We start from the raw sequence: 11,989 nt of genomic DNA, 5'->3' as shown, positions 1-11,989 counted from the left end.
CAGTTGCTCACGGTGTCAAACCCCGACTGCGGTAAACTTGCCGGCTGCTGCTCTGATAACGAGGTTGTCTTGTCCAATATTCGCGAAGTCGCCCGCCTGGCCGGGGTTTCGGTGGCCACCGTGTCACGGACCCTGGCCAGCCCTGAACGCGTGCTCCCCGAGACCCGGGACAAGGTCAACGCCGCCGTGGAACAGACCGGCTACCGGCCGAACCGCATGGCGGTGCAATTTCGCTCGCGGCGCACCGGCAACCTGGTGATTCTGGTACCGGCGATTGCCAACACGTTTTTCGCCCGGGTGATCAGCGGCGCACAGCAAGCGGCGCAGGCGTCGGGCTATCGGTTGCTGTTGTGCGACACCCGGGGCCAGGCTGAAATCGAAAAGCAGTTCGCCGAACTGGTCCACGCCCATCAGGCCGATGGGGTGATTCAGTTGCGCGCATCCGACCCTTTCAGCGATTGCAGCGAATCACCACCGCTGGTGAACGCCTGCGAAGTGATCCAGAACGGCCGTCATCCCACCATCAGCCTCGACAACCGCGGCGCGGCCATGGCCATGACCCAGCATTTGATCGACCTCGGCCACCGCCGCATCGGCTTGATCAAAGGCCCGAAAAGCAGCCCACTGACCCAAGACCGCGTGGCCGGTTATGAAGACGCCTTGCACGCCGCAGGCATCCCCCGCGACCCGGCACTCATCTGCCACGGCGACTTCACTTTGCACGCCGGTTTCGAGGGTGCCGGCAGCATGCTCGACCTGGCCGAACGCCCCACCGCGCTGTTCTGCGAAAACGACGAAATGGCCATCGGTGCCTTGAAGCGCATCAAGCAACAGGGCCTGCGCGTGCCCCAGGATATTTCCCTGGTGGGCTTTGATGACATCCCCTTCGCCGCCTACTGCGACCCGCCGCTGACCACCATTGCCCAGCCTGCCGAAACCTTTGGGCGCAAGGCGGTCGAGATGCTCATCGCCCTGATCGAGAAAACGCCACTGCCAGAACGCCAGGTGGTATTGCCATTCGAGCTCACCTTGCGTGGCAGCACGGCAGCGCCCAAGACTCAATAGTGCGCCACGTCCGACACCTGGGTATCCAGCACGTCCCGCGCCAGTGCCCAGGCCTGATCGGTGGATTCGACTACCAATAACGGGTAGCCCCACGCCTTGCCAAACATCACCGCAAACGGCTTGAGCGCCAGGCGCTTGGCCGCGCTGGGCTCCACCTGAATCATGCCTTTGACGAAAGCACGCAGGGCCACCTTGTTCTTCTTCATCCAGATAGAAGCGTGTTTGCGTTCTTCGTGGAAGTGCTCGTGAGTGCTTTCGTCCACGGCCTTTTCATGCAGCAGTACGAAGGGTTCTTCGCGCTGCAACAACGCCTCGAACGCCACAAAGGTGTCTTGCGGTGGCGTGTCGCTGGGGGCGTCGAAAACGATTTTCACCACCGGGAATGTAGAACTGTCGAGTTGCATGGGAAGCACCTTTAACGAGAATGTTTCTCATAATAGCCGTGCCATCACTGGACGCCATTGCACAGAATAGCCAGAATGTTTCGCATTCCAGCCAAGACCCGTCCCCGCCATGTACAACCATCGCCTCGAAACCCGCGACCCGTTGCGCCCGGCCCTTGCCGACGCAATTCCCCGTGCCGTGGTCGCGGTGAGCGCCTCGAGCACCTCCGCCAGCTGGGAGCACGCGCCGCACCAGCACCGCAAAGGCCAGTTGATGTACACCTTGCGCGGGGTGATTCATTGCGTCATCGAAGAAGGTATCTGGATCGTGCCACCCCAGTGCGCACTATGGATTCCCGGCGGCCTTTCCCATGCCGCACGCGGTTCCGGTGCAGCAGATGTGTACTGCCTGCTGGTCGACCCAGACGCTGCCGGCGCCCTGCCACGGCAATGCTGCACGCTGGCGGTATCGCCGCTGTTACACGAATTGATCAGCAAGGCTGTCAGCTTCCCGCCGCTGTACGACACCGAGGGTGCACAGGGCCGATTGGTGGCCACGCTGCTGGACGAACTGGCGCTGGCGCCGATCGAGGCACTGCACTTGCCCATGCCACGGGACATTCGGCTGCGGCGCTTGGCCGACAGTTTGCTGGCCAACCCCAGCGACAAAGCCACCCTGGGCGAATGGGCGGTGCGCATCGGCATGAGCGAACGCAGCATGACCCGGCTGTTGCTGGAAGAGATCGGCCTGAGTTTCGGCCGCTGGCGCCGACAGTTGCATGTGATCCTGTCACTGCAGCGCCTGGCGAAAGGCGAAAGTGTGCAGACGGTAGCGCTGGACCTCGGCTATGAAAACGCCAGCGGCTTTATCACCATGTTCCGCAAGGCCATCGGTCAACCTCCGGCGCGCTACCTGGCCGACCGCGCGAGCATCTCCCAGCACTCAACGCCCGCTATTGCCTTGCTGGATTATTATAAATAGTCACGTATAAGCGTTTTAGAGCTTAAGGACTAGAAGGGTTAAATCATTTCAGCCAAAAAATATCAACCCGCCTAAAATACTTATCGCACACTAAAAAATTTGCACTAGCATATGAGTACTCCCGCCCAGAAATCCGCTTTCAACACCCGCCTGAAATCCGCCTTACCCCCTGCAAATAACGTGGCGAATGTTAAAATTTGTCACGTTTTGGCGTATTCAATTCGATTAACATCTAAACGCCTGCAGCGATTGAATTGACGGCCTCGCATGCCGGAAAAGGGAGCAACGTGATGCATTTTTCCAACGTCCTCGCTATTGCACGGACCCCATCGAAATCCGAGGACTTCAGCGAGCTTATAGTTCGTACTGTACCGAAAAATCTAAAAGTCGATACACGCTCCTACGGCCAACTAATTGGTCCCTATGAAAGCCATGGACATTACCGTGCCATCATCATAGAGATCGACACCCCCTCTGCCAGCACCCAAACGCTGGACATCATTAAAAAAACCAGATCCGAAAATCCTGGCAGCACGATTTTCCTGGTTGTCACCTTCGCCACTACATTAAGCAAAACCAAATATTATCTCGCGGGGGCCGATTACTGCATAAAGGTGGTCGAGAGCTCGCCCGAGAAAAAACTCGCCCTGTTTGCCGCGTTTCTCAGCGAGACGTACTGGCTAAGTAATACTGATTTGCTACTGGACCAAGACCGCATGTGCATCTACGGAGGAGGCAAGAAGCTCGAAGTCTCCTTCGTTGAAATGAAAGTGCTTGAAGCGCTGATTCATAACCGGTTGCTCAGCCACGATGAAATTGCCGTGGTGATGGGACTTAACGCGCGTTTTTATGATTCCAGGGCGCTCGAAAAATCAATTAGCCGTTTGCGCGGCAAAATCAAGTCGCACTATGGAAGTAATATTATTCAAAGTATCCGGGGTTACGGCTACAAACTAAGCAGAGGGCTGGCTTCGGTTAATCATATTCAACCCGTCAGGGAGCGGCCGAACCGTGAATAGCGGAACTCAATTGCTTGCAGAGTCAGTCGACTTTACATTTTCACGACAAGCGATACTTGAACGAAGTTGTACGCTATGGGGTAGTGAGATCCGGGTTCATACCGAGCATGCTCTACGCAGCCTGCCCGCTGATTCGTGTCCCTTTTACTCCGAACAACTTAAAGACGCCTACAGTGAAGCACTGCGATACACCCAGCCCAATTCGTTCGTTCAAAAAGGAAAACGTTTGCGTGTGGATAAAGGCCCGGGCCTCCACAAGTTTTTCCGAATAGAGCAGTCATTATTGATGAATGAGGACCTGCTCACCGAAATTATCAGCACGTCAAACGCGCTGGAAAAACACAAACAACAACTCATTGTCAGTGTTGAAAACACACTCGACACTCTGCCAGGCCCGGTGGAGCGCCGGAACATGATCCGCCAGCTCTATAGCCTGAAAGACCGAAGTAGCCTGAAACTTGCCTATAACAATTACACATTAGATACAAAAAACACCGACCTGCTGATCGACTTGAGTCTTTATGACTATATAAAAATGCCCTTTCCAGACTCGGCCCTCAGGCTCAGTCTGAACACGCGTTCGGGCCTGTTCGACCGGCTTTACGACCAGATGCTGGGGGTGATGAGCACCACCCGGGTCTCGTTTATCGCCGACAACGTCGAGCACGCCGACAGCGCACTTCTCGCCAGACGCTTGCCTTTTGACTATTTTCAGGGCCCCTACTTTTCCCCTGCTGATAGTTTATGAACCCCCGTACTTTCCTGGAATCGGTGAATGCCATGAGTTCTCTCAAGAAACACACATTTACATCGACATACCCGTCAATCGCACTGCACGATTTCACGCCGAATGTGGCATTTTTACATTACGACGTCGACAGCGGGCCATTGATCGAAACTGCAGAAAAAACACCGGACACTTCGACCAGCGCCTATGCCGTTAACAGCGAGCAAAATTTCAATCTCTGGCTCAGCAACTATGTGGCCGCCAAAAGACTCTACGAGGCCAATAACCGACTGACCCGAAAACTTTACGACGCCTCGAAAAACCCGAAAATCACCGCACTAAAATCAGATATTCCGCACCCGAACTTTAATAACACCACGGCGGAAACTGGTAATGCAACACCCGCCTTGCGCACCCCCGATGTCTGGCTACTTACCCAGCAAGACCGGGCGCTGGTCAAAGGCGGGCTGCGCATTTCGTTGACCACTATTGAGTCGGCGCTGATTAAAAAGATGCTGCACCATGAGGAGCGTGTGGTGAGCAAGGAAGAACTTATTCGCAACATCGGGCGCGAACCCGACCTGTATCGCGGGCTTGAGATGTGCCTTAGCCGCCTGCAGGACAAGTTCAAACGTGTCAACGATGGCGAGCGCCTGTTCCGGGCGGTGCGCAATCGCGGTTATTGCCTCACACAAAAAATAAAAAGTCCGTTGAGCAATCGCAATAACGTCGTCGAACAATAATTATTTCATAAAAATTACAATTCACCCTGCCTATTAAAAACCTCGTTATATCTGCCATTTTATAACAACAAGACCGCGTTATAAGTCGTCAGCCATTGCTCCCTGCCATTCATTACTATCAATACGCACGCCTACGCGTGCGCCTGCCATTTGATAGTCATTAAAACCACGCCTCGCTTTAACCTGCCAGCACGTGAGTGGATACCACAGGGAGCAGAAGTATGCTTAATAACAGAAGGATGCACCGTAATCTTACACCCAAGGGCCTTACCTTTTGGGGGCAGTGGGCTATTGCCTTGAGTGTGGTCGTTGTACTTTTGTTTTCACTGGCACTGTTCAAGACCGGACAATTGGAATCCCACTACCGGATATTGGCGGCCATTACAATACTGGCATCTATCCCCGCCTACATGTTATGTGACGTCTATAGCAAAAAAGATGATTTTTTTGTTGGGCTGGGACGGTTATTTACCGGCTGGTTATTAACCTTGGGCATATTATCGGCGGTTGGCATTGCCTGTAATGCCAGCTCGCTGTTTCCCTTGGAGATCCTGCTACTCTGGGCAGCTGTCAGCTATCCGATACTAGCACTTTGCTACATTCCGATTCACAGTCTGTCCAGGTACTACCATCGGCAACTTCACGAGCGCCAGAAATCGCTGATTATTGGTACAGGTAAACTAGCAACCGACTTGGCCAACACTCTCGCCAAGCAAAAACGCTCACCCTTAGTCGGCCTCGTCGGTCCCGGCACCGCTTCACCTCAGGACAGCACTCAACCGCAGATTCTCGGCGACTTGCCCGACCTTCCCTCGTTGATCCGAAAGCACGGAATACGCCGCCTGTACATCACTCACTCGCTTCAGGAAGCGACGCACATCGAGGCGCTGTACCTCAACCTGCTGGAGATCAGCGTGGACGTGATTTGGGTGCCCGACCTCAACAACATGCTGCTGCTCAATCACAGCGTGGCCGAGGTGGATGGCTTGCCCGCGATCTTCCTCAATGAGAGCCCGTTGACCAGTCGCCCCACGGCGGCGCTGAGCAAGTCGCTGCTCGACAAAAGCCTGGCGCTGTTGGCGATTGTGGTGCTCAGCCCGTTGTTGCTGCTGTTCGCCCTGCTGATCAAGCTGACCTCCCCCGGCCCGGTGATTTTCAAGCAGGACCGGCATGGCTGGAATGGCGAGGTGATCAAGGTCTGGAAGTTCCGCTCGATGCGCGTGCACGACGACCAGGAAGTGCGCCAGGCCAGCCGCAACGACTCACGCATAACCGCTGTAGGGCGCTTTATCCGCCGTACCTCCATCGACGAATTGCCACAACTGTTCAACGTGCTGCAAGGGCATATGGCACTGGTGGGGCCACGCCCCCATGCCGTGGCCCACAATGACTATTACTCGGGCAAGATTCGCGCGTACATGGCGCGGCATCGCATCAAGCCCGGCATCACCGGCCTGGCGCAAGTCAACGGCTGCCGGGGCGAAACCGAGACCCTGGAGAAGATGCAGCAACGCGTCGATATCGACCTGCGTTACATCAACAACTGGTCGCTGTGGCTGGACATCAAGATCCTGTTCAAGACGCCGTTTACCCTCCTCTCCAAAGACATCTACTGACCCTCCCTTCCCCGCACCGGCCTACCGGCGGCGCGGGGCACCACACGCCCTTAGGGGCGTTGTCCCTACTTCCCCCTCATCATCCCCGCCCCACGCAAAGCTACCGCCCACAGCAACGCCTGGGCATCCTGGCCTAAGCCAGTCGTATTGAAATCAGAGAGGAATATCGGGGAAGTGTCGCGCGCCGGCATTGCACCTGGCGCGTTACTGTTGCGGCTTGCTCACCGCCCGGCGCATTGAGCACCGGGCCGTGAGTTACCTTGTCGGCAGACGCCGCTACATCACTCAGTGATCTTCTCGAAGTTGTTGTAGAACAGCTCGCTGTCACGCCCGTCGGTCATGGTGTGCAGTGAGTACCCGCGGCTCAGGCGTGCGCCGCCATCCCGGGTCAGGGGTGCCCATACGACGTTGGCGCGACGCATGGTCGAGGTGCTCATCAGCTCGTCGAACGGGACGGAAATGTAGATGCCCTTGTCGAAGCTGCCCTCGCCGTACTCTTCCTTCGAAGCCGTGGTCAGCGTGACCCAGCCACCAAACTTCACGCCGTTCTTGAACTGCCGGGAGATGTCGACAGTGGTGCCCCAGTCCCGTGCCAGGTAACGCCCCACACTGACGGCGGCCAAGGTGTCATACGGCAGCTGCGTGTAGCTGGTGACATGCCCGGTGATGGTCTGGTAATCCCGCAGGCCGAAGCCCTGATTGAAATCACGCTGGCGCACGAAGTTCAGGTCCGCCCCCACCGACCAGTGTTTGCCCGCCGGCCGGAACAGCATCTCGCCACCCACCCCGGCGTACATCGACTCCAGGTAACCGCCGTAGACCATGCCATACAGGTCGCGATCCAGCCGCGCCGCATGGTTGAACTGGAACGTCGGCATCGTCACATCGGACGTCGTCATGTACTGGCGCAGGTCGGTGCGCACCCGCGGCAATCCGCTTGGCGCGTCGTAGCTGAACTTGTCGTAGTTGTTCAGCAGGTTGGCGCTGAGCAAGCCGCTCCACCAGGTGTTGCGGGTAAAACGGTATTCCGCATCGGCGTCGGCGGTGAACTGATAGAGCAACCCGTCGGGGCCGCCGATGTTCTGTTTATAACCCAGGCCGAGCCCGTAGCTGAACGGCTGACGCTTACCGGTGTAGAGCGTGGTTTCCCGGTGGGCAATCGCCGGGTTGACCTCGGTGGTACGGTGCAGGTCCTTCAACGGCTGATCGTTGTTGACCACTGCGCGGAACGTGTCGCGGGGCACGCTGGTTTCTTCGATGGGCATGTCATAGCGCTTATTCACCAGGGTGAACCAATCGATATCCTGATTGACACTGTTGTCGAGAATCCGGCTGGCGCGCCCCACGGCCTTGGCTGAATAGAAGTAGCGTTGTTGCTCGCCATACACCATCAGCTCGGAACCGCGCTGGGCAATGCGTTCCACTTTGTAGCCGGCATTCTGCTGTAAACGATCGGATACATTGGCCCAGTTAACCTGGTCAGCCGGGGTCGTGGGCATGCGCGTCGGCAACGGTTCGGCGGGAGGGTCGTAAGTCTTCACCGGTGCCTTGCGGCTGACAAAGTTGGTGTGCAGGGTGATGCCAAACATCGCGGTGTTCCCGCGCTCCCAGGCCGCGCTCAGATCGACGCTGTCGGCCAGCTTGTAGACCACGCCGATATTCACCGGCGAGTCCTGCTTGATCGGGTTGTCCAACGGCTCGTGCTTGTAGTCGTTGCCTTCGTATTCGAGTTTCAGGCTCAGGGGTTCCCAGGGCGTTTGATAGGCAATCCCGCCAAACAACGAAGGACGCCCCCTGAAGTAGGCATTGGAGTTCACATCCCCTGCCCTGGCGACGACCGCAGTGCTCTTTGGCCGGTCGTTGAACTTGCTGCCGAACACCGACAGCGGGTTGCCGAAATCGCCCCGATTACCCAGGTAGCCCCAGGCAATACCAAGGCTGAAATCCAGGTTGCCATAACGCTTGTTGGCGACAAAATATTCGCTGGAAAACAAGCCTGTACCACCAATGTCCCGGGCGCCGAAGGCCAGTTGGGGCGCCCAGTGGCTTTCCTCCCAGAGCCGCGCCTTGAAGTCGATGGCCTTGTCTTTGAAGCTCTGGCTTCCGCTCAACGCCTCGGCGCCGTACTTGCGGTTGCTGATGGCGGTGTAACGAAACGAGCCCTCCAGCCAGTCGAACGGCTGCAAGGAAAAACTGTAGCGCGAGTAGGGATCGGTGCGGTTGGCGTTGGCGCTCAACTCACCCACCGGCGCCATGCGTGCGGTGGGGGTCTGGAGCAGGCCCACGCCGCCAAAATCATTTTGGGTGTAGCGGGGTTCTCCGTGAACCAGTCCGCAGGGCAAAAGCAATACAGCAGCAAAACGCAAATTCAAGGGCTCACCTCAGCCAACGGTTGAGTGGCAAAAAACTCGGCCAGTTGTTGGTTGAGATCAGGGGTCGGCGTCTCAAGGTCATCGCTGCGCACCGGCACCAGGATCCGGCTGCCGGGCGCGGCCACGACGCCCTCCTCCCGATTCCAGGCCGCCACGCCCACCCGTCGCACCTGGCCGTCGGGCTGGATCAGCCACAGGTCATCGCGCTCGGCGTCGCCGAGGACGGTGCAGTCGCGAACATAATCCCGGACCTCCTGCATGGCGCGGTACGGCACATCACAGGCCTGCGAAACGGCCCCGAGCACTTCCACAGTGGACGGTCTTTCGGGGTAAACAAGTTGGTCACCGTCATCGAGCAACGCGTTGCGCGCGAACCCTGCCTCCACGGCGATCGGGTCCAGCAGCGCCACCTGGCGGCCGGTGACCGGCAACTGCTCGACCTGCCGGTACAGACGCGCACTCAAGTCCGCAAGCGAGCGCCGGTCATCCAGCAAGGCTCCCCGTTGCAGCAGTTTCAAATCGAACAAAACCCCTGCCTTCAAACGCGCCTGCTGATCCATCAACGACTGGTGCAACCACGCGGCGCCCAACCAGTAGCTTTCGGCATTCGGTTGCGCCACGCGAATAACGTCCTGCAAGCGCGCCCCTGGTTTTACGTCGTAGGTGCCGGGGCTGCGTACATCGCCACTGACCGTGACAGCTGCCTGGCCGGCGCCGGGGCCGATCAACAACAGGCCCAGCCATAAAAGATTCAAACGCTTCACCGGGCAACCTCCCGATCGGGACGCAACTGCACGATTTTCAGGGACAACCGGGGCGTCAGATGCTGCTCGCTGCGCAGGATGAAACCATCCTGCGGGTCGACCCAATAATGGTTGGTGGCGTGGAAATTCAAGGTGGGAACATCCACCTGCTCGTCGATGCGCAGCAAGGCATGATCCTTGTCCAGAATGCGGAGGGTCTCGATGGCGTGGGTGCTGAAACGGCTGTTGACCGCGACCCCGATTCGGTTGCCGTCGTAGACGTCGATCCAGCGTGTGCTGGTGTAGCCATCGGGCAGATGCTGGAGGCCGCGCTTGAACGGTGATTCGCCACTGAAGCGAGTGCCGTCCAGGGAAACCCCCAGCCCGACCGTGCGTACCACCAGGCCGTCACGCATCATCACCACTTGCTTGCCGGAAGCGACCCAGAATTCCAGGTCGCCCCGGCGCCGTGCCATGGCCATCACCCCCTCGCTGACGGCAGTGGTGACCAGGATCTGCGGGTACGGCACGGCGTCGACCTGGGCACGGGTCACGTTGATCGGGGCCGGGCCGCTGACGGAGGTTTCGAGGGTGTACCAGGACGCCCTCATCAACGGGTTACACCCGCTCAACAAGAGCGCCATCGACAGACAGGCGCAGGTAGGCAAAATTTTCACGGAGGGCTTGAGCCTTATCTGCTGTTGGCTTCGCTGAGGTCATTAAACGATCGTGCACCGAGCCCGATGGCACTGGCGGTCGGCAGCAACTGGCTGATCAGGCGGTTCCAGCGCGTCACGCCGGCCGGCCCGACGTACACGATGTCTTGGGGCTGCAAGTCGAACCGGGTGGCCAGCACCAACGAGGACGGTGATTGGGCATCGAGCTGGAACACCTTGGCCGGCTCGGCTTCCAGGTTGTCCACGCCGCGAATCACGTAGACCGCATTGCCATTCGAGGTGGTCTGGTTCAAGCCACCCACCGTGCCGAGGGCATCGGTCAGGTTGATCGACTTGCCCTTGAAACTCAGGGCTCGGGGCTGATTGACTTCGCCCATGAGGTAGACCCGTTTTTGGTCGTTATAAGGCAAATACAACCGGTCGCCGCCCTTGAGGTAGATGCCTTGCAGTTGCGAGCCCTGGCGATTCAGGCTGTCCAGGTCCAACGTGTATTCACGGCCGTCGCGGGTGAGTGTCAGGCCCGACAGGTCGGCATTCGTCGGGTCGATACCGGCGGCGCCAATGGCTTCGACGGCACTCAATGGCGTGGTAGTGATCGGCTGTTGGCCGGCTTTGATCACCGCACCGGTCACCACCACGGTCTGGCTGGCAAAACGCAGGACGCTGACGTCGACCTGAGGGCTTTCAATAAACTGCGACAAGCGCCCGGCGATGAACGCACGCAACTCTTCGATGGTTTTACCGGCCACCGGAACGTTGCCGATATACGGATAAAACAGCGTGCCGTCGGGGCGAACCAAGCGACCGTTGGCGTCGATCTGCTGTTGCGGCCCGGACGGTGCCGTCAACTCGGGGTGATCCCAGACCGTGATAAACAACAGGTCGTTGGCGCCTACCCGATAGCCACCCGGGACATACGCCAGCAACTCAGAAGGTACCGATTCACGAACGTGCGTGGCGGCATCCATGGCGATCAACTTGGGCGTGATCGGAATCAACTCCACCCGGGTACTTTCGGGCGAGCCCTCACTGGACATTTGACTGGTGTCCATGTGTTGACCAGGCGAAAACATGCAGCCGTGCAAGCTGATACTTGCCAGCAAAAGAACAGGTAACCTAGAAATCATAATGGCACTACGCTAGTCGAGGACGAGTCTAAAAAAGATCACCCAGAAAGTTCTGAGTGATCTTGTACAACAGGGTTACGAGGGATTAGTTAGTACCGGTAGTCCCGCCTGTGCCGGTTGTACCGCCGGTGCCGGCAGTACCGCCGTTGGAACTGCCGCCCGAGTTGGAAGCGGCTGCCGCAGCACCGACAACCGCCGTGCCGACCCCAACCCCTTCACCGAGCGTCACGCCGCCCACGAGCGGGGTGCTCAACGACAGGGACTCACCTGCGCCAGCGGCCTCGCTCACAGCAGCGCCGGCGACTTCACCCGCCGCCATTGCCGCAGTACTTGTGAAAGCCAGCAAGCCGGCCAACAGTAATTTCCTCATATCAGACTCCTTCTCGATATTTACCCCTTATCAAGACTTTGCAATAAGGGAGTAGTGATGGAACGGAGATAAACAGGCCATGAAAACTGCACAAAGATCCAGTGGGATCACGCACTTAGCCTCCTCGAAATCATCTCACTTGTGGGTAGCTCAAACCACCCATGT

12 protein-coding genes are annotated in these 11,989 nt (G+C 58.0%); 6 read left to right on the top strand and 6 right to left on the bottom strand.

Going from position 1 to position 11,989, the window contains the following annotated elements; all coding sequences use genetic code 11:
* Window positions 1-69 precede the first annotated feature (69 nt).
* Entirely contained in the window at window positions 70-1,065 is a 996-nt protein-coding gene (locus AU074_RS25330; RefSeq protein WP_076017040.1) for a LacI family DNA-binding transcriptional regulator, read from the top strand.
* Here AU074_RS25330 and AU074_RS25325 read toward each other — a convergent pair.
* Window positions 1,059-1,469 carry a hypothetical protein gene (locus tag AU074_RS25325; protein WP_076017039.1) on the bottom strand — a complete coding sequence of 137 codons (411 nt, stop codon included), beginning with the start codon at window positions 1,467-1,469 and terminating at the stop codon, window positions 1,059-1,061. The genes AU074_RS25330 and AU074_RS25325 overlap by 7 nt on opposite strands.
* Before the next feature lie 109 nt (window positions 1,470-1,578).
* Here AU074_RS25325 and AU074_RS25320 point away from each other — a divergent pair, with 109 nt between their 5' ends.
* From AU074_RS25320 to AU074_RS25300, 5 genes are all read left to right on the top strand, one after another.
* On the top strand, window positions 1,579-2,430 hold the full coding sequence (locus AU074_RS25320) for a helix-turn-helix domain-containing protein (protein ID WP_076017038.1): 852 nt from the start codon (window positions 1,579-1,581) through the stop codon (window positions 2,428-2,430).
* Between the two features lie 290 nt (window positions 2,431-2,720).
* Window positions 2,721-3,449 (top strand): winged helix-turn-helix domain-containing protein, encoded by a 729-nt coding sequence (locus AU074_RS25315; protein WP_076017037.1) that lies wholly within the window; start codon window positions 2,721-2,723, stop codon window positions 3,447-3,449.
* Window positions 3,442-4,197, top strand: coding sequence for an EAL domain-containing protein (locus AU074_RS25310; protein WP_076017036.1), 756 nt, complete (start codon window positions 3,442-3,444; stop codon window positions 4,195-4,197). The genes AU074_RS25315 and AU074_RS25310 overlap by 8 nt, the downstream gene beginning before the upstream one ends.
* A 32-nt stretch (window positions 4,198-4,229) precedes the next feature.
* Window positions 4,230-4,919 carry a winged helix-turn-helix domain-containing protein gene (locus AU074_RS25305; protein WP_076017149.1) on the top strand — a complete coding sequence of 230 codons (690 nt, stop codon included), beginning with the start codon at window positions 4,230-4,232 and terminating at the stop codon, window positions 4,917-4,919.
* 221 nt (window positions 4,920-5,140) lie between these two features.
* A complete protein-coding gene (locus tag AU074_RS25300) occupies window positions 5,141-6,535 on the top strand; it encodes an undecaprenyl-phosphate glucose phosphotransferase (RefSeq protein WP_076017035.1) in 1,395 nt (464 codons plus the stop codon).
* A 281-nt stretch (window positions 6,536-6,816) separates the two neighbouring features.
* Here the strand turns inward: AU074_RS25300 and AU074_RS25295 are convergent, their stop codons facing one another.
* The 5 genes from AU074_RS25295 to AU074_RS25275 form a co-directional block, all read right to left on the bottom strand.
* The gene (locus tag AU074_RS25295; RefSeq protein ID WP_076017034.1) at window positions 6,817-8,907 is read right to left on the bottom strand and encodes a YjbH domain-containing protein; all 2,091 of its coding nucleotides are present in this window, start codon (window positions 8,905-8,907) and stop codon (window positions 6,817-6,819) included.
* Window positions 8,904-9,671 carry a capsule biosynthesis GfcC family protein gene (locus AU074_RS25290; RefSeq protein WP_076017033.1) on the bottom strand — a complete coding sequence of 256 codons (768 nt, stop codon included), beginning with the start codon at window positions 9,669-9,671 and terminating at the stop codon, window positions 8,904-8,906. Before AU074_RS25290 ends, AU074_RS25295 begins: the two co-directional genes overlap by 4 nt.
* On the bottom strand, window positions 9,668-10,327 hold the full coding sequence (locus tag AU074_RS25285) for a YjbF family lipoprotein (RefSeq protein ID WP_076017032.1): 660 nt from the start codon (window positions 10,325-10,327) through the stop codon (window positions 9,668-9,670). Before AU074_RS25285 ends, AU074_RS25290 begins: the two co-directional genes overlap by 4 nt.
* Before the next feature lie 14 nt (window positions 10,328-10,341).
* A complete protein-coding gene (locus AU074_RS25280) occupies window positions 10,342-11,454 on the bottom strand; it encodes a polysaccharide biosynthesis/export family protein (protein WP_076017031.1) in 1,113 nt (370 codons plus the stop codon).
* An 85-nt stretch (window positions 11,455-11,539) separates the two neighbouring features.
* The gene (locus AU074_RS25275; protein WP_076017030.1) at window positions 11,540-11,824 is read right to left on the bottom strand and encodes a hypothetical protein; all 285 of its coding nucleotides are present in this window, start codon (window positions 11,822-11,824) and stop codon (window positions 11,540-11,542) included.
* Window positions 11,825-11,989: the final 165 nt, after the last annotated feature.

The organism is Pseudomonas sp. ATCC PTA-122608 (genome assembly GCF_001952855.1).
In the GTDB taxonomy this organism is placed as follows: Bacteria; Pseudomonadota; Gammaproteobacteria; order Pseudomonadales; family Pseudomonadaceae; genus Aquipseudomonas.
This window is presented reverse-complemented; position numbering and strand designations above follow the sequence as displayed.